We start from the raw sequence: 22,959 nt of genomic DNA on the forward strand, positions 1-22,959 counted from the left end.
AGCATAGCCCGCGATGACAGTAACTGTCATCAACTATGATCGGGCCATGGGGCGATGGGAGCCGAACGCGCGCGGCCGGCTTGAGGAGGCCGCACTGGAGCTGTACGGCGAGCGCGGCTACGAGCAGACGACGGTGGCGGAGATCGCCAGGCGCGCCGGGCTCACCGAGCGCACGTTCTTCCGGCACTTCGCCGACAAGCGCGAGGTGCTGTTCGGCGGCGGGACGCTGCTGGAGGAGCGCCTGACGGCGGCCGTCGCCGCCGCGCCCGACTCGGCCGGGCCGCTGGAGGCGGTCGCGGCGGCACTCGACGCCGTCGGGCCGCTGTTCCAGGAGCGCCACGAGCGCTCCCGCAGGCGTCAGGCGATCATCCTCGCCCACGCCGAGCTGCGGGAGCGCGAGCTGATCAAGCTGGCCACGCTCGCCAGGGCACTCGCCGGCGCCCTGCGCGAGCGCGGGGTCGGCGAGCCGGCCGCGAGCCTCGCCGCCGAGGCGGGCATCGCGGTCTTCAAGATCGCCTTTGAACGCTGGACGGACGAGCCCGGCGAGGCGGACCTGCGGCAGGCGATGCGGGAGGCGTTCGCCGAGCTGAGGGCCGTGACGGCGGGCACGCCGGCCCCGTGAACGCGAGCGCCACCCGCCCGGAGCTCCCGGACGGGTGGCGGGGAGAAGGGCCGCGCTAGAACGTGACCGGGACGCCGCCGAAGCTCACGACGAGCCGGCCGTCCGAGGCGAAGGACCAGCTCAGCGCGCCGCTGTAGGACGAGCAGCGCGAGCCGTTGGAGCCGCTCCAGAACTGGTTGGAGCTGTCGGAGTTACCGACGATCTTGTCGTTGCTCCCGCTGCCGCTGCGGCAGGAGGTGTTGCCCCGGAAGACCGAGGTGCCGCCGTCGAAGGAGAAGTTCCGCTCGGTGTTGTCGATGCTCACGTTGTCGGAGATCGTCATGGTGCCGAGGTTGCGGTTGTAGGTGAAGCCGTGCTTGCCGTTGCGGTAGGCGATGTTGCGGCGGATGACGTGGTTGACGGAGATGTCCTCGCCGCCGAGCTTGAAGCCGTTGCGGTCGCCGTTGCCGGCCTGGCCGCCGTTGCTCAGGGTGCCGTTGTTGTAGGCCAGGGAGTCCTCGATCGTCACCACGCCGATGGGGCCGGTGTCGGTCTTGGTGTAGAGGTCCCAGCCGTCGTCGATGTTGTTGCGGGACACCGCGTAGCGGAAGACGTTGCCGGAGCCCACCGTCAGCTTGGCGGCGAAGCCGTCGGCGTCCTCGCCGTCGGAGTCGGCGTTGTCGTGCGACAGGACGCTGAGCATGAGGTTGTTGGCCGGCCACTGGCTCTGCGGGGTGTCGGAGGCGATCCGCGAGAGCTGCAGGCCGGTGTCGCGGTTGTAGCGCGTCGTGGTGCGCTCGATGATGTTGTTGCTGCCGCCGACGAAGATGCCGTTGTCACCGGCCCGCTCGACGACGATGCCGTAGACGTGCCAGTACGACCCGTTCACCGCGAGCCCGCGGTTGGCCGGGTCCTCGCTCTGGGCCGAGAAGTTCAGCACCGGGGTCTCGCCCGGGTAGGCCGACAGCTTCTTGCGGGCGCTGGAGGTGCCGTTGTTGCCCGCGGCGATGGTGACGGTCTGGGCGTAGGAGTAGGTGCCGCCCCGCAGGTAGATCGTGCCACCGGCGGCGACGCGGGTGATCGCCGAGGTGAGCGTCGTCGGGTCGGACTGCGTGCCGGTGGCGCTGTCGCGGCCGCTCGGCGAGACGTACAGGGTGCCGCTCGCCGGCGGGGGCGTGGTGGTCGGGGTGCTGGTGGGAGTGGACGTGGGGGTGGACGTGGGCGTCGGGCCGCCGCCCGCGGGGCTGAGCGTCCACTGCTTGGTGGAGACGGAGTCGCAGGAGTTCTGCTGGAGCAGAGCGCCGGAGGAGGTGGCGTTGTCCTTGACGTTGAGGCACTTGCCGCCGTTGGCGTTGACCACGCGGTAGTTCGCGCCGGAGGCGGTGAGCTGCCAGGTCTGGGAGGTGGCGCCGGTGCAGCTCTCCTGCTGGACGGGCTTGCCCGCGCTGGTGGAGGCGTCGCGTACGCCGACGCACTTGCCGCTGTGCCGGGCGGTGAGCCGGTAGGCGGAGCCGCTGGCGGTGAGGGTGAAGACCTGTCCGGCGGCGCCGGTGCACGAGGTCTGGCTGAGCTGGACGCCGTCTCCCGTGGCGGCGCCCGGGACGGTGGCGCACAGGCCGCTGCCCGCGTTGACGAGGGTGTAGGCGCCGTCGGCGGGGGCGGCCGAGGCGGGGGTGCCGAGCACGGCCACCAGGCCGCCCGCGGCGAGGACGCCGGCGGCCAGCACGACGGCCGCCCTGCGTCCCGAGAGTTGGATGTTGCGCACGTCCGGCTCCGTTCGGTCGGTTCGAGGCATGGCGCTGCAGAGCTCTCAAGGGGAAGTACCAACCGGTTGCAGTCACAGTGACGTTACCTGGCGGAAACGTCAATACATCCAGGTAAAACTGCAAACGACGCTGGGCGTTCTGGCTGGCTGCGCGGAGATTTCTGCAACAACCGATTGCAAGAATCCTGCAATCGGGGCCGATTTCGACAGGCGGGCGCGGGCGCAAGGAAAGCCGGGTGGGCATGAGAAAGCCGGGCGGGCAGTGCCCGCCCGGCCTCGTGGGCAGACCGAAGGCCGTCAGTCCTCCCAGCGCTGGGCGTTGCCGTCGTGGAGGGCGCCGGGCGGCTCCGGGACGACGCAGAACCGCAACCCGGCCGGGTCCTCCATGATCCACCAGCGGCCGTCAAGCTGCCGGACGCGCTTGGCGCCCAGACGCTCCAGCCGGGCCGTCTCGGCCTCGACGTCGTCGGTGTGGAAGTCGAGGTGCACCCGCGCCGGCCCCTCGTCCAGGCGCTGGAGCAGCAGCCCGAAGTCGCCGTCGCCCAGCATGGCGCCGTGGAACTCGGGGAAGGAGGGAAAGTTCTCCAGCGCGGCCCCGGTCGCGGCCTGCCAGAAGGCGAGCTCGTCGGCGTGGTGGCGTTCCTCGACGTCGATCACGATGCGGCAGAGCTTGCTGTAGTGCGGCACGTCGTCCTCTTTCTGATCAGATTCGGCGATCAACCGGACCGTACAGGGAGGCGGACGCGGCCTCACGCGCCGCGGCCGGCCTCCGCCGCCTCGGCGTAGACGGCGAGGGTGGCCTCGGCCGTACGGTCCCAGCTGAACCGCGCCCGTACGTGCGCCGCGCCCCGCTCCCCCAGCCGCCCGGCGGCCTCCGGTTCGCCGAGGCACCACAGGAGGGCGCCGGCCAGCTCGTCCGGCGAGTCGCGGACGCAGCGCAGCGCCCCGTCGCCGACGACGTCGGGCGAGAACCCCGGCCCGACCACGACGGGACGGCCGAGCGCCATCGCCTCGACCGCGACCAGCCCGAACGGCTCGTACGTCGAGGGGAACACGCACACGTCGGCGGCGAGGAAGCAGCCGAACACCTCCTCCTGCGGCAGGAAGCGGTGGCTGGCCGTGACCCGCCCGGCGACGCCGGTCCGCTCGATGAGCCGGGCCACCACGGCGTCGTCGCCGCCGCTGCGCGGCGGTCGCCCGCCGACGAGCAGGACACGCACGTCGTCGTACGTCTCGGCGACGCGCGGCACGGCCCGGACGAGCGTGCCGACGCCCTTGTGCGGCGACAGCCGCCCGGCGAACACGACGAGCCGCCCCTTCCCGCCGGGCAGGTGCCGTGCCCGCACCTCGGCCCGCAGCCGCTCGCGCTCCGGCCGGGGCAGCGCGGCCAGCCGCAGCAGGGCGGGCTCCTCGAAGCCGTGCGGCACGACCCGCAGCCGGGCCGCGGGCCAGCCCCGGGCCAGCAGCTCGGCGCGTACGCCGGCGCTCGGCACGACGACCAGGCGGGCCAGCCTGGCCATCGCCGTCTCCAGCGCGTCCAGGACGGCGGTGAACGGGGAGCGGCGGGCGCCGGGGGCGTCGTTCAGCTCGCGGGTGTGGACGTGGAACACCACGGGCAGGCGGCCGAGCAGCGCGCACAGGATGCCCGCCGGGCAGCCCATCCAGTCGTGCACGGCGACCACGGGCCCGTCCGGGCCGCGCCGCGCCCAGGGCGGCTCAGCGCGCAGGACGCGGGCGGCGACGCGCAGGTTGTAGCCGAGGATCCCGGCGAACCTGGCCGCCCTGCGCAGCCGCGCGGGCAGCCGGGAGCGCCCGGCGGGGCCCCAGCCCATGACCGTCACCCGGCGGAGCAGGACCTCGTCCAGGCGTTCCGTGCGCGGCGCGCGCCCGCGCCCGGCGGCGCCGTGGACGACGACCGGCGTGCCGCGCCCGCGCAGCGCCGCGATCAGCCGCTCGGCGTAGCGGCCGAGCCCGCCGACGATGTCGGGCGGCACCTCGGCGCAGACGACGTGGACGCGGCCGGGACGGTCGCTCATCGTGCGCCTCGCAGGTGGGCATGGGGTGTCCGCCGACCGGGCGTAAGGGGCCCGGCCGATCGAGCGGATCGTAGCCGAGAGCGGCGGCTTTCGCCATGACCCTCGGGCCACTTCTCCGCCACCTGGAGTGCCCTCTCATGTACCACACGGGCTGATTCGGAAAGTGACGGCACTGTTACAGACTGTGACGGTGCCGGACGGCAAACGCTGTCCCGGCACCGGACACGAGGAGACACCATGAGGACGACCCACGTCACCCGCATCGCCGCCGCCTCCGCCGCCACACTCGCCGCGCTGGCCGTCCTGGCCGCCCCGGCCGCCGCGGCCCGCGCCGGGGACATCTGCCTCTACACCGGCCGCAACTTCAGCGGTGCGCACTGGTGCTGGAACCCGGGCAACGGATACGTGGACGTGCCGCCCGCCCTGCACGACAACGTCGGCTCCTTTCGCGCGCAGGCGAACGGCTGCTTCATCAACTGGATCACGGTCCCCACCAGGAAGGAGACCCGCGTCGTCCGTAACGGCGACTACCGCACCGTCTACGACAACGACTTCGGCGCCAAGATCGACGCCGTGGCGCCGCAGTGCTGACCCGGCGGGTCCAGGGCTCGTTCCCGACCTCCTGATCGCCTCCCTGAGCGCATGGGCGGGGCCAGGCTGGGTACTGGCCCCGCCACCATGGCGGCGGGACCGGGCGAAGGGCGGGTGGCAGTGGGCCTGACGGTGGCGTTGAGGCATCGGTTCGGGCGGCGCGGCCGGCGGCTGCGGGCCGCGGCGCGGCGGCGGTTCGGGTGGGAGCGGCTGCGGCCGGGCCAGCAGGAGGCGATGGAGCACCTGCTCGCCGGGCGGGACGTGCTGCTCGTCATGCCGACGGGGGCCGGCAAGTCGGCCGTCTACCAGCTCCCCGCGCAGCTCCTCGACGGGCCGACGGTCGTCGTCTCGCCGCTCATCGCGCTCCAGCGCGACCAGGTGGCGGGCCTGCTGAAGGCGGACGCGGGCGGCGCGGTCGCGGTCAACTCGACCACGTCCGTGGACAGCGGGCTGGAGCAGGTGACGGCGGGCGCGGCGGAGTTCGTGTTCCTGTCGCCGGAGCAGCTCGCCAAGGCGGACGTGGTGGAGCGGCTGGCGCGGGCCAGGCCGTCGCTGATCGCCATCGACGAGGCGCACTGCGTCGCGGCCTGGGGCCACGACTTCCGGCCCGACTACCAGCGGCTCGGCAGGGTCATCGCCCGGCTGGGGCATCCGCCGGTGGTGGCGATGACGGCCACGGCCGCGCCGAACGTCCGCGAGGAGATCGTCCGCGCGCTCGGCCTGGCCGACCCGGTGGAGATCGTCCGGGGCTTCGACCGGCCGAACATCACGCTGGAGGTCCGCCGGTTCGTCCGCGAGGAGGACAAGAGCAAGGCGCTGGTCGAGCACGCCGCCGGGCAGGACGGCCTCGGCCTGTTCTACGTCGCCACCCGCAAGGACACCGAGCGGTACGCCGCCGCGCTGGCCGAGCGGGGGCGGCGGGCGGAGGCGTACCACGGCGGGCTGCGGGCCGCGGAGCGGACCCGCGTCCAGGAGCTGTTCGCGGCCGGGGACCTGGACGTGGTGGTGGCGACGTCGGCGTTCGGGATGGGCATCGACCGGCCGGACGTCCGTTACGTGCTGCACGCCGCGCCGCCCGAGTCCCCTGACGCCTACTACCAGGAGATCGGCCGCGCGGGGCGGGACGGCGCGCCCGCCTCGGCGGTGCTGTTCTACCGGCCGGAGGACCTCGGCCTGCGCCGCTTCTTCACCGGCGGCCGGGCCGACGCCGGGACGCTGCTCCGGGTGGCGGCCCTCGCCCGCGAGCACGCGGGGGCGGTGCCCGCGCGGGAGCTGGCCGGGCTGCTGGAGCTGAGCGCGTCCCAGCTCACCCGGCTGGTCAACCTGCTGGAGCGGGCGGGGGCGCTCGCCGTGACCGACACCGGCGACTTACGGTACGCCGATCCCGGGATGGCGCCCGAGGAGGCCGCCGAGCGGGCGGCGGCGCTCGACGAGGCCCGGCACCACCTGGACCGGTCGCGGGTCGACATGATGCGCGGTTACGCGGAGACCACGGGGTGCCGCCGCCGTTTCCTGCTGGCGTACTTCGGGGAGCCGTACGCGGCCGGGGCGTGCGGCTCGTGCGACACCTGCCGCGACGGCGGGGCGCCGGAGCCGGCGCCCGCGACGGACGAGGGGCCGTTCCCCGTGGGGGCGAAGGTGACACACAAGACGTGGGGCCAGGGGACGGTGATGGGCCGCGAGCCCGACCGGATCACGGTGCTGTTCGACTCGGTCGGCTACAAGACGCTGGCGCTGAGCGCGGTCGATCACGTGCTGACGCCCGGCGGCGACGGGCCCGGCTAGGAGGCCGGTCAGGGGTCGCGCCTGCTCAGCAGCTTCGGCAGGGCCGCCAGGGTCGCGCCGCCGGCCCCGCCCGCGCCGAGCAGGGCGCCCGGCCACTGCGCGCCGGTGGCCAGGACGAGCGCACAGGTGATCGCGGCGATCACGACGGTGACGGTGAGCGTGAGCAGCTGGCGCGTGGTGAACATGGGTCCTCTTCTCTGCGAAGCGGTCAGGGCCGGTCGTCGGCCCAGAAGTCGATGAGCTCCTCGGGGGTGAGGTCCCCGGGGCGGCCGGTGGGAGGGGTGCGGCCCGTCGCCAGCACCCAGGTCGTCAGCAGCGTGACCAGCAGGCGCTCGTCCGCGAGGCACGGGGCGTCGGGACGGTACGCGATGCTCGGCGGGCGCGCCGTGAGCAGCGGCACGGGCGGGGGCATGGGCGGGGGTCTCCCAGTTGGTGGCGGTGGAACGCGCCCCACCCTGCCGGTGCGGGAAGGCGGCCGGCCACCGGTCCAAACGTGCCCGGACGGGGTCGTACGAGCCCGGAAACGGGCCGGCCCGGCCGCCCATATCCGTAATTCTCGGCACTCGTCCGGATTTATCCGGAATCATCCGGACGGAATAACAAAGAGAAGTGCGGAACCGCTTCTGAGACCTTTGGGACGGCGATTGATCGGCGTGACCCGGGTGACCGAACGAGATGGAATTCGTCAATCTTCGCGGATTGCGAGGATTTTTCTGGAACTATGGCGCCACTCACCCATCTCTCCGACCTCACCAGGGACGATGACCGACACCTTCCGGGCGGGATCGCATTCCGCCTTCATCGCTGCGCTCATAGAGTTGCGGGAAGCGGCCGGGCAGCCGAGTTATGCCCAGATGCACCGATTGTCCCGCGTGCCGGGCACGCCCAAAGAGCTTCCGGCGAGCACGCTCCACGACATACTCACCGGCAAACGGGAGCGCCTGCCGGACTGGGAACTGGTCGCCTCCTTCGTCGCGGTCTGCCGGCGCCATGCCGCGAACACTGGCCTGCCGCCCGGCTCTCTCGGCACGCTGGAGCAGTGGCAGGTCCGCTGGCGCGCCGCCCGCAACGAGCCGGCCCGCCCGCGCGTCTCCGGCTCGTACGACCCCTACACCACACCCCCCGACGAGGCGGAGCGGCGCACCACCAGGACCGTCGCGCGCCTGGTCCGCCTGGCGGGCGACGGCGATCCCGACGCGGCGTGCCGGCTGGCCATCATCGACCTGCTGACCGGCAACCTCGCGGAGGCGCGTTACTGGATCCACGCGGCGGCCCGGCGCGGCCATCCGGACGCCCGCGCCCTCGCCGCCCATCCGCGGCCGGTCGAGCTCGCGGCCGCTCTGTCCTTCGCCTGCGGGGAGGCGTGCGAGCAGGCGGGCCCGGCCAAGCTCGACATCGCCCGGTTCTACTACCGGCTCGCCGCCGAGCGGGGCCATCCGGCCGCCGCCGAACGCCTGCGCGTGCTGCGCGCAGTCCCGTTCGGCAAACCGCTCCCCGCTCCCCCGCGGGCGGACGACGACTGAGAGTCAGTCGACGACGGGCACGGGGATGCGCGCCTCGACCTTGAACGAGGCCCGGTCGGCGCGGTAGACGTCGCGGGCGAACTCGATGCAGCGGCCCTCGGCGTTGTAGGTGCGCCGGGTCAGCAGGACGCCGTTGGAGGCGCTGCGCACCTTGAGCCGGGCGCACGAGGTGTCGTCGATGACGATCGACTCGATGACGGCGGAGGCGTCCGTGGGGACGATGTCGTACTCGCTGCGCAGTACGTGCCAGAGCGAGCCGGTGAGCGGCTGCTCCAGCAGGCCGGGCGTGAGCGCACTCGGGAAGTAGGTAGTCTCCAGGGCAATGGGCTCGTCGTCGGCGAAGCGCAGCCGGTGCAGGGCGTGCACGGTCTCCTCGCCCGCCAGGTCGAGAGCCGCCCGCGCGGAGGGGGTGGGCGGGCGCTCCTCGGCCCAGATGAGCTGGGCGGACGGCCGACGGCCGGCCAGGATGATTTCGTCGGAGAAGCTGCCGATGTGGAAGGGCACACGGGGCTCGGCGACGAACGTGCCGCGTGGCGGCCGGCGGTAGACGTACCCTTCCTTCTCCAGGAGCGCGAGGGCCTGCCTGGCGGTCATCCTGCTGACGCCGTAGGTCTCGCTGAGCTCCCGTTCCGACGGCATGAGGGTGTGCGGGCCGAGCTTCTCGCCGGTGATCCGGTCACGGAGCTCCGCGGCGATCGTCACGTAACGCGGAGATGTTGCGGTCTTGCAAACTCTCGTCCCCATGGTTGACACCTTAGCCCTGTTGGACGGTACCTTGCGGTCTACACCAGATGGTATATACCAAGGAGGAGGTTGCGATGAGTGAACCAAGAACCGACAGCGACGAGCTGGCCCGCTTCGGCTATGAGCAGTCATTTGAACGGCGGACCGGTAAGTTCGCGTCCTTCGCCGTGGCCTTCGCGTTCGTCTCGATCGCGACCGGCATCTTCACCACCTACGGGTCGGTCCTGAACTCCTCGGGCCCGCTCGGCATCTGGACCTGGCCGATCGCGGTGGTCGGCCAGCTCGCGGTGGCCCTCGTCATCGGCTCGCTGGCCTCCCGCATCCCGGTGACCGGCTACGCCTACCAGTGGACCTCCCGCCTGGCCAACCCCGTGCTCGGCTGGATCATCGGCTGGATCTCGTTCATGTTCCTCGCGGTCGTGGTCGTGGCCGTGGACTACACGGTGGCCTCGACGGTGCTGCCCGTCCTGCTGGACTACGAGGCGAACGGCTTCGTCACCTGGGCGGTCACCGCCGTGATCCTGCTCGGGCAGGCCGCGCTCATCGGCAGCTCGACCCGGTGGACGGAGAAGGTCAACAACGCCGCCGTCTCGGCCGAGCTCGTCGGCATGGTGCTGCTGACCGTGCTGCTGCTCGTGGTGGCCGCGATCCGCAACAACATGGACTTCAGCAACCTGTGGAGCCGGGGCGCCGTCGCGGCCGAGGGCTACTGGAGCTTCGGGGAGGCGACCTCGGCCGGCCCGTGGATGCTGGGCTTCCTGCTGGGCGCGTTCACCATCGTCGGCTTCGAGTCGGCGGCCAACCTCGCCGAGGAGACCAACGACCCCGAGCGGGTGGTGCCGCGGGCCATGTGGCAGGCCGTGCTCGCCTCGGGCGTGCTGGGCTTCCTGTTCCTGGTCGCGGTGACGCTCGCGGCCGGTGACCCGGTGGCGCTGGCCGCGTCCGGCACGCCGATCGCCGACGTCATCAAGAACACCCTCGGCCCGGTCGTGGCCACGCTCCTGCTGCTGCTCGTCGTGCTGGCGATCTTCGCCTGCGGCCTGGTCATCATGATGACCGGCACCCGCCTGACCTGGGCGATGTCCCGCGACGAGCGTTTTCCCGGCTGGCGGCAGTGGAAGCGGGTCTCGCCGCGCTTCGGCACCCCGCTGCGTGCGACGGTGTTCTACGTGGTGCTCGCCGAGGTGATCCTGGGCCTGTTCTCGGCCTTCTCGGAGGACGCGCTGTTCACCCTGTTCGGCGCGGCCACGCTGCTGCCGGCCGTCATCTACGCCGCGACCGTCACGCTCTACCTCACCAAGCGGCGGGCGCTGCCCGAGGGCGGCAAGTTCGACCTCGGCGGGTGGGAGAAGCCCGTGCTGGCAGTGTCCGTGGTGTGGCTGGTGTTCGAGCTGTCGCTCTTCCGCGACGCCTCCTTCCGCGACGCCTGGCTCTACGTCCTGGTGATGGTCGTGATCGGCGCCGCCTATCTGGTGACGGTGCTGGCCACCCGGGGCCGCCGGGCACTGGACATGCCCGACATGCACTCGATCGACGCCGCTTTCGCACAGAAGGAACAAGTCTGACGATGCACATCCTCGCCATCGACCAGGGCACCTCCGGGACCAAGGCCATCGTCGTGGACGCGGCCGGAAAGGTCCTGGCGATCGCCGAGGAGGGCCTGCGGCCCCGCTACCTCGACGGCGGCGGAGTCGAGCAGGACCCTCAGGCCCTGCTCGACTCCGTCCTCACCGCCGGGCGGCGGGCCGCGGCCGAGGCCGGGGTGCCGCTGGACGCGGTCGCCCTGGCCAACCAGGGCGAGACCGTGCTCGCCTGGGACCCGCGCACCGGCGAGCCGCTCACCCCCGCCATCGTCTGGCAGGACCGCCGGGCCGAGCCGCTGTGCGCGGCGCGGGCCGGGCACGCCGGGCGGGTCGCCGAGCTCACCGGCCTCGTGCTCGACCCGTACTTCTCCGCGCCGAAGATGCGCTGGATCCGCGACGAGCTCACCACCGAGGGCGTCGTCACGACCACCGACACCTGGCTGGTGCACCGGCTGAGCGGGGCGTTCGTCACCGACGCCTCCACCGCCTCCCGCTCGCTGCTGCTCGGCCTCGACGACGCCCGCTGGAACGACGAGCTGGTCGAGCTGTTCGGGCTCGGCGGCGAGCGGCTGCCGGAGATCGTCGCCAGCGACGACGTGGTGGGCACGACCCGCGCGTTCGGCCCCGAGCTGCCGCTGACCGGGCTGATCGTGGACCAGCAGGCGGCGCTGCTGGCCGAGGCGTGCCTGGAGGCGGGCACCGCCAAGTGCACGTACGGCACCGGCGCGTTCCTGCTCGCCCAGCTCGGCACCACGCCCGCGCGCTCGGCGTCCGGGCTGGCCACCTCGATCGCCTGGCGGCTGCGCGGCGAGACCCGCTATTGCGTGGACGGCCAGGTCTACACCGCGGCCTCGGCCGTGCGCTGGCTCGCCGACCTCGGGCTCATCAGCGGCGCGGGCGAGCTCGACGCCGTCGCGGCGCCTTCCGGCGACGGGGTGCTGTGCGTGCCCGCGCTCGCCGGGCTGGCCGCGCCCTGGTGGGACTCGGCCGCCACCGCCTCCTTCACCGGCATGACGCTCAGCACCGGCCGCGGCCACCTCGTACGCGCCCTGCTGGAGGGCGTCGCCGCGCAGGTCGCCGCGCTGGCCGAGCTGGCCGGGGCGGACCTCGGCGCGCCGCTGACCCGGCTGCGCGCCGACGGCGGCCTGACCCGCTCCCGCGTCCTCATGCAGGCGCAGGCCGACCTCGCGCAGATCCCCGTCGAGGTCTACCCGTCGCCGCACGCGACCCCGCTCGGCGCCGCCGCCTGCGCCCTGATGGCCCTCGATCCCACTCTGGATCCGGCCACCGCGACGGGCGGCTGGCTGCCGTCGGCCGTCTACGAGCCCGCCTGGCCCGCCGAGCGGGCGGCCGGCTACCTGGAGCGATGGCAGGCCGCCGCCCGCGCCACCCTGTCCGCGAACACTGAGGAGCAGTCTTGATCACGTACGACGTCGCCGTGATCGGCGGCGGCATCGTCGGCTCGGCCATCGCCCGCCTGCTGGGCGGCGCCGACCTGTCGGTGGCGCTGCTGGAGGCGCGCGGGGACGTGGGCGACGGCACCAGCAAGGCCAACACCGCGATCCTGCACACCGGCTTCGACGCCAAGCCGGGCACCTTGGAGTCGCGCCTGGTCGCCCGCGGCTACCACCTGCTCGGCGAGTACGCCGCCGCCACCGGCATCCCGGTCGAGCGCACCGGCGCGCTGCTGGTCGCCTGGAGCCAGGAGCAGCTCGACGCCCTGCCCGGGCTGCGTGACAAGGCCGCGCGCAACAGCTACACCGCCTGCGAGATCGTGGACGCGGCCGAGGTCTACCGCCGGGTCCCCGCGCTCGGCGCCGGCGCGCTCGGCGGCCTGACCGTGCCCGGCGAGTCCGTCATCTGCACCTGGACCACCAACCTGGCCCTCGCCACCGACGCCGTCAACCGCGGCGTACGGCTGCTGCGCCACCACCGCGTCACCGCGGTCCACCAGGACGCCGACGTCACCCGGCTGACCACCACCGCGGGCGAGGTCACCGCCCGGTGGGTGGTCAACGCCGCCGGGCTCGGCGCCGACCGGCTCGACGCGCTCTTCGGCCACGACCGCTTCACCGTGACGCCGCGCCGCGGCGAGCTGCTGGTCTACGACAAGCTCGCCCGGCCGCTCGCGCCCTGCATCGTGCTGCCGGTCCCGTCGTCGGCGGGCAAGGGCGTGCTGGTCAGCCCGACGATCTACGGCAACGTCATGGTCGGGCCGACCGCCGAGGACCTGACCGACCGCACCGCGACCGGCACCTCGGAGACCGGCCTCGCGTTCCTGCGGGAGAAGGCGGCCACGCTCATGCCGGCGCTGACGAAGGAGGAGGTCACGGCCACGTACGCGGGGCTGCGGGCCTCGATCGGCCGCGACGACTACCTGATCGACCTGGACGCCGGGCAGCGCTACCTCCTGGTCGGCGGGATCCGCTCGACCGGCCTGACCGCCGGGATGGCGATCGCCGAGCACGTCGCGGAGCTGCTGGGCGGGCATCTGGACCTGGCCCGGCGGGCCGGGCTGCCCGCGCCGCCGCGCATGCCCAACCTCGGCGAGGCGTTCACCCGCCCGTACCAGGACGCCGCCGCGATCGCGGCCGACCCCGAGTACGGCCGGGTGGTGTGCTTCTGCGAGCGGGTCACCCGCGGCGAGCTGCGTGACGCCCTCGCCTCGCCGGTGCCGCCCGCCGACCTGGAGGGGCTGCGGCGCCGTACGAGGGCCATGAACGGGCGCTGCCAGGGGTTCTACTGCGGCGCCCGGGTACGCGAGATCTTCGAGGGGGAGAAGGAATGACCGAGCGCGTGCGGGTGGCCGTGATCGGCGGCGGCCCGGCCGGGCTGACCGCGGCGGCGGCACTCGCCCCGTCCGTGGCCGGCGACGTGCTGGTGCTGGAGCGGGAGACGGAGACCGGCGGGATCCCCCGGCACAGCGACCACCCCGGCTACGGCATGCGTGACCTGCGCAGGTTCATGTCCGGCCCCGAGTACGCGCGCCGGCTGACCCGCTCGGCCCGCGAGGCCGGCGCCCTGCTGGAGACCGAGGCCATGGTGACCGGCTGGGCCGGGCCGCGCACCCTTGAGGTGACCTCGCCGCGCGGCCGGCGGCTGGTCGAGGCGGACGCGGTGGTCCTCGCGACGGGGGCTCGTGAGCGGCCCCGGCCGGCCCGGTTCATCGCGGGCGACCGCCCCGACGGCGTCTACACCACCGGCCAGCTGCAGAACCTGGTGCACCTGCACCACCGCGAGGTCGGTCGGCGGGCCGTGATCGTCGGCGCGGAGCTGGTGAGCTGGTCGGCGGTGCTGACCCTGCACGAGGCGGGCTGCCGTACGGTGCTCATGACCAGCGAGTACGACAAGCCCGAGGCATACACGGCGTTCCGCGTGCCGGGGCGGCTGGCCTTCAGCGTGCTGGTGCGCGCCCGCACCCGCGTGGTCGCCATCCACGGCAAGGGCCGGGTGACCTCGGTCGACATCGAGAACCTGGACACCGGGCAGCGCCACCGCGTCCCCTGCGACACGGTGATCACCACCGGCGACTGGATCCCGGACCACGAGCTGGCCCGCAGCGGCGGCCTCGACCTCGACGAGGGCACGCGGGGGCCGCGCGTGGACACCTCGCTGGCCACGAGCGTGCCGGGGGTGTTCGCGGCGGGGAACCTGCTGCACCCGGTGGACACCGCCGACGTCGCCGCGCTCGACGGCCGGCACGTCGCCGCGGCCGTGCTCGGCCATCTGGCCGGCGAGCCCGCGCCGGGCGGCGGCGGGGTGCCGCTGGTCGCCGAGGCGCCGCTGCGGTGGGTCGCGCCGCAGCTCGTCCGGCCCGGCGGCCCGCCGCCCTCGCGCGGCAAGCTGCTGCTGTGGTCGGACGCCTTCCGCACGCTCCCCCGCGTCACCGCCACGCAGGACGGGCGGGTGCTCGGCCGTACCCGCCTGCCGTGGCCGGCCGCGCCGGGGCGGGTCTTCCGCGTCCCGTTCTCCCTGGTGGCGGGGGCCGACCCGGCGGGCGGGCCGGTGCGTCTCACCCTGGCCTGACGCTCTGAATGTGCACGACGTGCATGGATGCACGTCGTGCATGTTTGTCCTAGGGTGGCGGGCGAGACCTTGCCGTCCAGGAGAGGATGTGCTCATGACCACCGAATCCCCCACCGCGATGCGGCGTCTGCTGCCCGCGGACATGGTGGAGCGGGGCGCCTGCCCGTTCGACCCGCCGGCCGGGCTGCGGGAGCTGCGCGGGAAGGCCGCGATCCAGCCGCTGACGCTGGCCAACGGCGCGCCGGTCTGGCTGGTCACCGGTTTGGAGGAGGCGCGGGCCGTGCTCGGCGACACCCGTTTCAGCTCCGACCGGGTCCGCCACCCCGACGCCACGCGCCCCGGACCGGCCGCGCCCCAGGTCGAGAGCCGTACCGACGGGATGTTCGTCTTCATGGACCCGCCGGAGCACACCCGGCTGCGGCGGCTGCTGACCGGCCAGTTCACCGTGCGGCGGATGCGGGCGCTGGAGTCGCGCATCCGCGAGATCGCCGTCGAGCACCTGGAGGCCATGCGGGCCGCGGGCACCGAGGCCGACCTCGTGCCCGCGTACGCGCTGCCGATCCCCTCCCTCGTGATCTGCGAGATGCTCGGCGTCGACTACGCCGACCGCGCGCAGTTCCAGAGCAACACCGCCGTCGCGCTCAACTCCGACACCCCCGACGACGAGCGGGCCCGCGCCGGGCTGGAGCTGTACGGGTTCATCCAGAAACTGGTCGAGGCCAAGAAGAGCGAGCCGGGCGACGACATGCTGTCCGGGCTCATCCACGACGCCGACCCGCCGCTGACCGACGCCCAGCTCGTCGACATGGCCCTGGTGCTGCTCGGCGCCGGCCACGAGACGACCGCCAACATGCTGGCCCTCGGCACGTTCGCGCTGCTGGAGAACCCCGAGCAGGCCGCCGCGCTGCGCGACGACCCCGGCCTGCTGGACAACGCGGTCGAGGAGCTGCTGCGGTTCCTGTCGATCATCCAGATGGGCGTCAGCCGGGTGGCGACCGAGGACGTCACGATCGCCGGCGTGGACATCAGCGCGGGCGCCACGGTGATCATCGCCACGCCCGAGGCCAACCGCGACGCGCGCCACTGGGACGACCCCGACCGGCTCGACGTACGCCGCCGCCGGGTCTCGCACCTCGCCTTCGGGCACGGCGTGCACCAGTGCCTCGGCCAGCAGCTCGCCCGCGTGGAGCTCAAGGTCGGCCTGGGCGAGCTGCTGGCCCGGCTGCCGGACCTGCGGCTCGCCGTACCCGCCGAGCAGGTGCCGCTGCGCAACGAGATGCTGATCTTCGGGGTGCACTCCCTGCCGGTGACCTGGGGGCCCGTGACATGAGCGGAGCGGCCCCGCCGGCGGGCACCGGACGGCGCGAGCGCAAGAAGCTGGCCACCCGCGCCGCCCTCAGGGAGGCGGCGCTGCGGCTGGCCGTGCGCCACGGCGTGGAGAGCGTCACCGTCGAGCAGATCGCCGCCGAGGCCGACATCGCGGTGCGCACCTTCTTCAACTACTTCTCCACCAGGGAGGAGGCGCTGGTCGCCACGCTGGCCGCCGGGGCGGAGGCGCTGATCGCGGAGTTCCGCGCCCGGCCGGGCGCGGAGTCGGTGCTGACGGCCCTGCGGGAGGCGGCGCTGCGCGTGCTGCGGACCGGCGACCTCGCCGGGCCGGAACGGGTCCAGGCGCTGCGGCTGATCGTACGGGCGCCCTCGCTGGAGCCGCAGCGGCTGGCGGTGTTCGCCGCGCAGGAGAGGGCCCTCGCGGCGGCCATCGCCGAGCGGGTGCCGGCCGCGGCGGGCGCCCGCTACCCGGCGTTGTGCGCGGCCACGGCGCTGACGGCCATGCGCCTCGTCCTCGACGAGTGGCTGGACGGCGGCGCGGCGTCCCGGGCGGCCCTGCGGGAGAGCCTGGACGAGGTGATCGCCGAGCTGGCCGCGGGGCTCGACCGGCCCGGCGTCCGGCTCGTGGACCCGTAGTACGCGGGAGCTACGCGCGAGGTTCGCTCCACGGCGGGAGTCGGGCGGGCCCCGGTGATCCGTACGGTCGGCGTGGACGATCACCGAACACCGAGGGACCCGCCATGCTCCTCTTCCCCACCCCTCCGAACCCCCGCCCACCGGCGCTCCGGGCCGCGCTGGCGGCGCTGATCATGGGGGCGGTCGTGTGGCCGGCGACCGGGGCGGCGCGGCCCGGCGCGGTGCCGGCGCCCGTGCCCGCGCCGGTCCCGCCGCTGGCCGTCTCGCTCGGCGACGGGCTCGCGACGCGGTACGCGGCGGCCCGCGCGGAGATCCTGGCCGCCGTACGGACCGCCGACCGCCACGGGCACCACCGGCGGGCCGCCGCCCTCCGCGAGCTGGCCGCCCCCGCCCGCCGTTTCCTGGCCTTCGACGGGCGGGACGGCGGCCGGGCGGCCGAGGTCTTCGGCGACCTGCCCGCCGCCCGCGAGATCGCGGTGCTGGTCCCCGGCGCGGGCGTCGACCTCGACCGGTACGGCCCGCTGCGGGGCGGGGCAATGCGGCTGCGGGGCGCGCTCGGCGACGGTTCCGCCGTGGTCGCCTGGCTCGGGTACGCCACCCCGAGCAGCGTGAGCCTCCAGGCGCTGACCCCGGCCCGAGCCGACGCGGCGGTGCCCGCCCTGCGCGCCTTCGTACGGGAGCTGCGCGCGGCCAGGCCGGCGGCGCGGATCTGGCTCCTGTGCCACTCCTACGGCGCCGTCGTGTGCGGCCGAGCCGCCGGCGGGCTGGACGTGACGGGCGTCGTGCTGCTCGGCGGCCCCGGCGCGGGCGTCGCCACCGCCGCCGCGCTGGGCCCGTACGCCGAGGTGTGGGCCGGCCGGGCGGCCGGTGACTGGGTCGCCCTGCTGCCGCACGTGTCCGTCGAGCTGCCGTTCGGCACGGTGGGGCTGGCCGCCGACCCGGTGTCGCCCGGGTTCGGCGCCCGGGTGCTCGACGCGGGCGGCGGCGGGCACGGCGACTACCTGGCGGCCGGTTCCACGGCGCTGGCGAGCGTCGCGCGGATCGTGGCGGGGGCGGGTGACGGCCATGGATGACCGTCCCCGGCGGGTGCTGCCACGGGCCCGGCCGCGTCGCTACGCTGGACCGGCCGGACGCGGGGACGGCCAGGGTGGAGGCGACGTGAGGCGGAAGCAGGAAGCCGCGCGGCGTGGTCTCCTCGCTGCCCTGCGCGCCGACCTGTGGTCCACGGCCGCCGACTCGCTCCCCCGGATGCGCGGGCCGCGCCCGCTGGCCCGGCTGCCGCACGTCCTGGTCGTCCTGTACGCGCTGGTCCTGGGCCTGTTCCCGGACGGCGAGGGCATCGATCCGACGGTCCCGCTGCTCGCGACGGCGCAGGCGGCGACGCTGGTGGCCGCGATGTTCCGCCCGCTGCCGGCCTTCTGGGCGTCGCTCGCCGTCGTGCTCGCCGGAGCCCGTACCGGGATGACGTACCTGCCGCAGACCCTCACCTTCCCCTGGATGGTCGAGCCGGGAGCGCGCCTGCCGAGGTTCCAGCACGCCGACCCGGTGGCGTTCCCCTGGACGGGGTCGGGGATCTTCCTGCACGCCGGGGTGCTGTTCCTGCTGGCCCTGCGGGTACGGCCCCGCGCCGCCGCGGAGACGCTGGCGATCAGCGTGCTCGCCGCGGCGGCGTGCGTGGTGCTCCTGCCCGAGCAGACGGGCGGCACCCCCGTGCTCGCCGTCCCCGTGTACGCGTTCGCCGTCGCCTCGGGCATGATGACGCGGCTGCTGAGGACGACCCGGACCCGGCTGGAGGCCCAGGAGGAGCTGACGGCGGAGGAGCGCGCCCACCGCACGCTGCTCCAGGAGCGCAGCAGGATCGCCCGTGAGCTGCACGACGTGGTGGCGCACCACATGTCGGTGATCTCCATCCAGGCGCAGGTGGCGCCGCACCTCGTCCGCGACCCGCCCGACGAGCTGCGCGACAACCTCGCCGGCATCCGCGAGAACGCCGTCGAGGCGCTGACCGAGCTGCGCAGGATCCTCGGCGTGCTGCGTACGGAGGACAGCGCGAAGGACGGGCAGGCGCCGCAGCCGACGCTGGACCGGCTCGGCGAGCTGCTGGCGAACGTGCGCGGCGCGGGCGTCGCGCTCACCGAGGAGATCGCGGGCGAGCCGCGTCCGCTCGCGCCCGGCGTGGAGCTGTCGGCGTTCCGGATCGTGCAGGAGGCGCTCAGCAACGCGATGCGGCACGCGCCGGGCGCGGCCGTGACGCTCCGGCTGCGTTACCGGCCGGACGCTCTGACGATCCGGGTCGTCAACGCCGCCCCGGCGAAGCCCGTGACGGCCCCGGGCGGCGGGCACGGGCTGCCGGGCATGCGCGAGCGCGCCGCCATGCTCGGCGGCGACCTGGTCGCCGGGCCGACGCCGGACGGCGGCTACGAGGTCAGCGCGTTCCTGCCCGCCGGCCCTTCCGGGAAAGGTGACGAGAGCGCCCCATGACGAGCATCCGCGTGCTCATAGCCGACGACCAGGCGATGGTCCGCCAGGGCTTCACCGTGCTGCTCGACGCCGAGCCGGGCATCGAGGTCGCCGGCCAGGCCGCGAACGGCCTCGAAGCCGTCGCCATGGCCGCCGAGCTGAACCCCGACGTCGTGCTCATGGACGTGCGGATGCCCGAGCTGGGCGGCATCGAGGCCACCCGCCGCATCGCGGCCCGGACGGGCACGACGGTGAAGGTCCTGATGCTGACCACGTTCGACCTGGACGACTACGTGTACGAGGCGCTGCGCGCCGGCGCGTCCGGCTTCCTGCTCAAGGACGCCTCGGCGGCCGAGCTGGCGCAGGCGGTGCGGGTGGTCGCGGCCGGGGACGCGCTGCTCGCGCCGGCCGTCACCAGGCGGCTCATCGCCGAGTTCACGCGGCTGAGCGCCGGGCCTCGCCCGCCGATGAAGGAGCGCCTCGGCGACCTGACCGAGCGGGAGACGGAGGTGCTGGCGCTGGTCGCGCAGGGCCTGTCGAACGCGGAGATCGCGGCCGGCCTGGTGGTCGCCGAGCAGACGGTCAAGACGCACGTGAGCCGGATCCTGGTCAAGCTCGGGCTGCGCGACCGGACGCAGGCGGCGGTGTTCGCGTACGAGACGGGCCTGGTCCGCCCGTCCGGCTACTGACCCCGCCCAGCCTGCCACTGCCGGACCCAGGCGCGGCCGTAGTCGTTGCCGTGCGGGGTGCGCAGCACAGTGTGGACGTGGAACGGCTTGGGGGTGTCGTAGTCGAGGAAGACGCCGCAGTGGTGGTCGAGCTCGGCGATGAGGACGGGCGACTGGAGCCGGTAGTAGAAGACGTCGCCGGGCCGGTGCCCGCCGATCCAGCAGAACCAGGTCTCCTCCAGGTGGGCGGCGACCTCCCTGAGCCGGGCGGCGCGCGGTCCCTCGGGCAGGAGCCCGGCGAACGTGGCGCGGGTACAGATACAACCGGCCGTCCGGATCCTCGGTCCAGCGCCGCACGATGAAGGGGGTGGTGTAACCGAAGCCCACCGTCCGCCTTCGGGTCCAGCCTCTGGGGATGGGGAGCCGATCGGCCAGGTGCATGGAGGGGTCGAAGTCCTCGCCCTGACGAGCCGGCCGAGCTTGCCGATGTAGTCGGTGCCGACCGGCGTGGGCTGGCCGTCGTCGTCGAACAGGACAGGGTTGTCCTCGTGGCGGCAATCGAGCACCACCGTGTCGCCCCGGTCGCAGCGGGCCCTAAGCCAAAGCCAGTGCGTCGGCACCGAGGGGTTGGTGTCGGCGATCAGCTGCTGGAAGGACACCTTGCCGTTGCGCAGGCGGGTGGTGATGGCTTCCCAGTCGTCCTCGGTCAGCTCGATGGCTTCTTGGACGTAGGCGATGTCGTACTCCGAGGACATGATCTTCGTGGCCTTATCCATGCCGCCGACCACGATGACGCTGCCGTTGGTGTACCGGTAGGAGGCCGCCTCCTGGGCGCTGCCGCCGTACCAGACCACGTCCCCGGCAGCGAGGGACTCCTTGGCCACGTGCTCGCGGAAGGTGACCAGGCTAGTGGAGCCGAGCGAGACCGCCGTCTTCCGCACGATCAGGGCCCGCATCCCGGGATTGAGCAGGGCCATCAGATGCAGCTTTTCCAGGCAGGCTCGGGACTTGCCCGTGCCCGCAGGGCCGGACAGGAGAACCTCAGGAGTTCTGCAGTCGAAGAGGGCGGCGGCCACACCGCGTGGTCGGTAGTGGTGCCGAAGGGCAACGCCCATGAACCACCACCTTTTCGGCCCGGATCTTTGGCCATTTTCGGGCCCACCTCATCGCAAGACGGCCCCGGCTTGAGCGCTTCCGCCTAAGCTCGCCGTTGCGGAGATGTCCCATCGGGACGTCATGACGCTCCGCTCGATCCCAGGTAGATCGCGGGGATCCTGAGCCGAAGGGCCCGGGACCTCCGAGGCGCAAGAGAGCCCCCTAAAAAAGACAGAGGCTCCGCCTCGGGAACGAGGAGATGAGAGTCATGTCCCCTGAGCAGGGCAAACGGAGCCGCTGGTGGTGGGTTCCGGGAACGGCAGTGGCGGTCATTTCAGCAATGAGGTTCGCCTACCAGATCCTCCGCGACCACCATTACCTCTTCTAGAGGTAGCAAAGGGCCCCGGCCGGTTCGTCCGGTTCGGGGCTCTGCGCTGTGCCGGCTAAGAGGCCAGTTCCTTATTCATCACGTCGCTGAGCTGGCGGGCCGCGACCTCCATTGACTGACTTGAATCGAACAGCTCGTCTTTCAGGGTCGGCAACTCGGACAGATCTCCTTCAAAGACCTCTCGCATCCCCACCCGGTTGATTGAGTGCCTAAAATGAAGAAGCCACTGATCAAAAGCGGCTCGGACGGCTTCGGATCCATAGATGGCCACCTTTGTCCGCGCGGCCATGTGTTCCTCGGGAGAAGGGAGTGAGGTGACCTGCTCTCCTACGAACTTGATGCTCGAACTCATGTCGCCTACGGCTACGGTCGCGTTCTGCACAGTGGTCATGACCTCAAGGTACGCAGTCGCCCTACGAGCTTCCCGCGCCTGCTGGAGAGTCGACGTGCTGTTGATGGTGGCCACACGCTCGGCGTGCTGCCGTCCCTGATGTCCTGCATACCAGGTGAAACCCACGCCGACGATGCCGCTCACCCCGGTCATCACGGGGGCGACCCACTCCCATGCCATTGACCCAGTATGGGGGCTCATAACCGATCTATTTACGGACGAACCATTATGGGAATTTAGGGCCGGAATCATCGACAGTGTTTGACCATGACATGACGAGAGCAGCTACGGTCTTCTCATCCCAAAACCCGCAGAAGGAATCGGTTAGTTGCAAAGACGACAAAACCATTCACCATAGACACCCCCGTCCGTGGTGTTACCTTTGCGGGAGCTATAAATGAAAAACCCCGATAACGAGCACAAGAAGCCCAGCCGTTTCTGGTGGCTGCCAGGAACTGTCTCGGCCGTCATCTCAGCGGCGAGGCTCGCCTATGAGTTCGTACGGGATCACTACCACCTGAACGGTCGGTAGCGGGGGAGCCCGGCTGGATTAAGGCCCTGGCCGGGCTCTTCGGGGGCACCCGCCTATCCGCGGAATGCCTGCTTCAGCCCGATCTCTCACCCCATTAGCTCGGCAATGTTGTCGCCGATCTCTTGGTACAGCCACTCCTGCTGGATCCTTTCGTACTCGTAGCCGACCCTCAGCATCTCGACAGCACGCTGCGTCAAGCGCCTGAACTGCGTCCGCCCCGACTGCAGATCTTCGTCCTCCATCGACTTGATGATGGAGGCCAGGTAGCTGGGACCGTGGTTCACCAGGCCATGTGCGCCCAGCCGCTGTTCCAGGACCCGAAGAGTCCCCTCGCTCAAAGGTGCGAAACCATAGTCGTTTCGAGGGTCAGCCCCTCGGATGAAGTAGCGGAGAATGGTGGCGTCCTCATCGGGGATGGCAGGCAGGACGCCAGCCAGCAGGTTCACCTGGCCCTGGGACCAGTAGAGAGCAGCCTTCTGGAGCTGATCGACCAGGAGGCGTCGACGATCCCTCTCCCTCTCTTCTTCGAGGAGAAGCCGCAACCTCCGGTCACCTGCTTCGCGCTCCTGTTCCAGGCGGCGCTCGGCGTGCCCGTGGTCCTCTTCGCGATCACTCTTCGCGGCCCCGAGGTCCTTCTTGCGTCGGCAGGTCTCCACGAGTGCTAAGACCAGGGCGAGCACGACAGCGGCGACAGTGCCCCAACCCTGAAGGTGATTAGCTAACGGCACCTCGTCAGGCGGCGGCACCACATGAACCGTGCCGGACACCGCAACCGTAGGCTGGGGCGTCGCAACCGGTGGCTACGA

At 72.6% G+C, this 22,959-nt stretch carries 22 protein-coding genes; 13 read left to right on the top strand and 9 right to left on the bottom strand.

Features of this window, described 5'->3' with window-relative positions; translation table 11 throughout:
* The first annotated feature begins 46 nt into the window (after positions 1–46).
* Complete coding sequence (locus BMW85_RS00200; RefSeq protein ID WP_091075302.1) at positions 47–622, top strand: TetR/AcrR family transcriptional regulator; 576 nt, start codon at positions 47–49, stop codon at positions 620–622.
* A gap of 55 nt (positions 623–677) precedes the next feature.
* On the opposite strand, the gene BMW85_RS00205 is transcribed toward BMW85_RS00200, so the two are convergent.
* The 3 genes from BMW85_RS00205 to BMW85_RS00215 form a co-directional block, all read right to left on the bottom strand.
* Positions 678–2,366, bottom strand: coding sequence for an RICIN domain-containing protein (locus BMW85_RS00205; RefSeq protein WP_245774520.1), 1,689 nt, complete (start codon positions 2,364–2,366; stop codon positions 678–680).
* A 297-nt stretch (positions 2,367–2,663) separates the two neighbouring features.
* Entirely contained in the window at positions 2,664–3,053 is a 390-nt protein-coding gene (locus tag BMW85_RS00210; protein WP_091077024.1) for a VOC family protein, read from the bottom strand.
* Positions 3,054–3,115: 62 nt separating this feature from the next.
* Positions 3,116–4,402, bottom strand: coding sequence for a glycosyltransferase family 4 protein (locus tag BMW85_RS00215; protein WP_091075303.1), 1,287 nt, complete (start codon positions 4,400–4,402; stop codon positions 3,116–3,118).
* A 237-nt stretch (positions 4,403–4,639) separates the two neighbouring features.
* Between BMW85_RS00215 and BMW85_RS00220 the strand changes: the two genes are divergently transcribed.
* Both BMW85_RS00220 and BMW85_RS00225 read left to right on the top strand, forming a co-directional pair.
* Complete coding sequence (locus BMW85_RS00220) at positions 4,640–4,993, top strand: peptidase inhibitor family I36 protein (protein ID WP_091075306.1); 354 nt, start codon at positions 4,640–4,642, stop codon at positions 4,991–4,993.
* A gap of 114 nt (positions 4,994–5,107) precedes the next feature.
* Positions 5,108–6,778: a RecQ family ATP-dependent DNA helicase gene (locus BMW85_RS00225; protein WP_245774521.1), complete on the top strand. Its 1,671-nt coding sequence runs from the start codon at positions 5,108–5,110 to the stop codon at positions 6,776–6,778.
* Between the two features lie 8 nt (positions 6,779–6,786).
* On the opposite strand, the gene BMW85_RS49165 is transcribed toward BMW85_RS00225, so the two are convergent.
* Both BMW85_RS49165 and BMW85_RS00230 read right to left on the bottom strand, forming a co-directional pair.
* Positions 6,787–6,963, bottom strand: coding sequence for a hypothetical protein (locus tag BMW85_RS49165; RefSeq protein ID WP_177240435.1), 177 nt, complete (start codon positions 6,961–6,963; stop codon positions 6,787–6,789).
* Positions 6,964–6,986: 23 nt separating this feature from the next.
* The gene (locus BMW85_RS00230; RefSeq protein ID WP_091075310.1) at positions 6,987–7,190 is read right to left on the bottom strand and encodes a hypothetical protein; all 204 of its coding nucleotides are present in this window, start codon (positions 7,188–7,190) and stop codon (positions 6,987–6,989) included.
* A 442-nt stretch (positions 7,191–7,632) separates the two neighbouring features.
* Here BMW85_RS00230 and BMW85_RS00235 point away from each other — a divergent pair, with 442 nt between their 5' ends.
* Positions 7,633–8,301 carry an SEL1-like repeat protein gene (locus tag BMW85_RS00235; RefSeq protein ID WP_143082047.1) on the top strand — a complete coding sequence of 223 codons (669 nt, stop codon included), beginning with the start codon at positions 7,633–7,635 and terminating at the stop codon, positions 8,299–8,301.
* A gap of 3 nt (positions 8,302–8,304) precedes the next feature.
* Here BMW85_RS00235 and BMW85_RS00240 read toward each other — a convergent pair whose 3' ends face one another.
* Positions 8,305–9,045 carry a GntR family transcriptional regulator gene (locus BMW85_RS00240; RefSeq protein ID WP_091075314.1) on the bottom strand — a complete coding sequence of 247 codons (741 nt, stop codon included), beginning with the start codon at positions 9,043–9,045 and terminating at the stop codon, positions 8,305–8,307.
* A gap of 74 nt (positions 9,046–9,119) precedes the next feature.
* On the opposite strand from BMW85_RS00240, the gene BMW85_RS00245 reads away from it, so the two are divergent.
* The 9 genes from BMW85_RS00245 to BMW85_RS00285 all read left to right on the top strand — a co-directional run bounded on the left by BMW85_RS00245 (position 9,120) and on the right by BMW85_RS00285 (position 19,768).
* A complete protein-coding gene (locus BMW85_RS00245) occupies positions 9,120–10,610 on the top strand; it encodes an amino acid permease (RefSeq protein ID WP_091075317.1) in 1,491 nt (496 codons plus the stop codon).
* A gap of 2 nt (positions 10,611–10,612) precedes the next feature.
* Positions 10,613–12,049, top strand: a complete 1,437-nt coding sequence (locus BMW85_RS00250) for an FGGY family carbohydrate kinase (RefSeq protein ID WP_091075319.1) — start codon at positions 10,613–10,615, stop codon at positions 12,047–12,049.
* The gene (locus BMW85_RS00255; protein ID WP_091075321.1) at positions 12,046–13,416 is read left to right on the top strand and encodes an NAD(P)/FAD-dependent oxidoreductase; all 1,371 of its coding nucleotides are present in this window, start codon (positions 12,046–12,048) and stop codon (positions 13,414–13,416) included. Before BMW85_RS00250 ends, BMW85_RS00255 begins: the two co-directional genes overlap by 4 nt.
* Positions 13,413–14,654 carry an NAD(P)/FAD-dependent oxidoreductase gene (locus BMW85_RS00260; RefSeq protein ID WP_091075324.1) on the top strand — a complete coding sequence of 414 codons (1,242 nt, stop codon included), beginning with the start codon at positions 13,413–13,415 and terminating at the stop codon, positions 14,652–14,654. Before BMW85_RS00255 ends, BMW85_RS00260 begins: the two co-directional genes overlap by 4 nt.
* A 94-nt stretch (positions 14,655–14,748) precedes the next feature.
* Entirely contained in the window at positions 14,749–15,984 is a 1,236-nt protein-coding gene (locus BMW85_RS00265) for a cytochrome P450 (RefSeq protein ID WP_091077027.1), read from the top strand.
* Positions 15,981–16,619, top strand: coding sequence for a TetR/AcrR family transcriptional regulator (locus BMW85_RS00270; protein ID WP_091075325.1), 639 nt, complete (start codon positions 15,981–15,983; stop codon positions 16,617–16,619). Before BMW85_RS00265 ends, BMW85_RS00270 begins: the two co-directional genes overlap by 4 nt.
* 104 nt (positions 16,620–16,723) lie before the next feature.
* Entirely contained in the window at positions 16,724–17,692 is a 969-nt protein-coding gene (locus tag BMW85_RS00275) for an alpha/beta hydrolase (protein WP_091075328.1), read from the top strand.
* Between the two features lie 85 nt (positions 17,693–17,777).
* A complete protein-coding gene (locus BMW85_RS00280; RefSeq protein ID WP_091075330.1) occupies positions 17,778–19,100 on the top strand; it encodes a sensor histidine kinase in 1,323 nt (440 codons plus the stop codon).
* Entirely contained in the window at positions 19,097–19,768 is a 672-nt protein-coding gene (locus BMW85_RS00285; protein WP_091075333.1) for a response regulator, read from the top strand. The genes BMW85_RS00280 and BMW85_RS00285 overlap by 4 nt, the downstream gene beginning before the upstream one ends.
* Here the strand turns inward: BMW85_RS00285 and BMW85_RS47995 are convergent.
* The 3 genes from BMW85_RS47995 to BMW85_RS48000 all read right to left on the bottom strand — a co-directional run bounded on the left by BMW85_RS47995 (position 19,762) and on the right by BMW85_RS48000 (position 22,920).
* Complete coding sequence (locus BMW85_RS47995) at positions 19,762–20,862, bottom strand: phage terminase large subunit (protein ID WP_143082048.1); 1,101 nt, start codon at positions 20,860–20,862, stop codon at positions 19,762–19,764. The genes BMW85_RS00285 and BMW85_RS47995 overlap by 7 nt on opposite strands.
* Positions 20,863–21,285: 423 nt before the next feature.
* Positions 21,286–21,801 carry a hypothetical protein gene (locus tag BMW85_RS00295; RefSeq protein WP_091075335.1) on the bottom strand — a complete coding sequence of 172 codons (516 nt, stop codon included), beginning with the start codon at positions 21,799–21,801 and terminating at the stop codon, positions 21,286–21,288.
* Positions 21,802–22,239: 438 nt separating this feature from the next.
* Positions 22,240–22,920, bottom strand: a complete 681-nt coding sequence (locus BMW85_RS48000) for a hypothetical protein (protein ID WP_143082049.1) — start codon at positions 22,918–22,920, stop codon at positions 22,240–22,242.
* Positions 22,921–22,959 lie beyond the last annotated feature (39 nt).

Origin of the sequence: Nonomuraea wenchangensis, assembly GCF_900111685.1 — a bacterium.
In the GTDB taxonomy this organism is placed as follows: Bacteria; Actinomycetota; Actinomycetes; order Streptosporangiales; family Streptosporangiaceae; genus Nonomuraea; species Nonomuraea wenchangensis.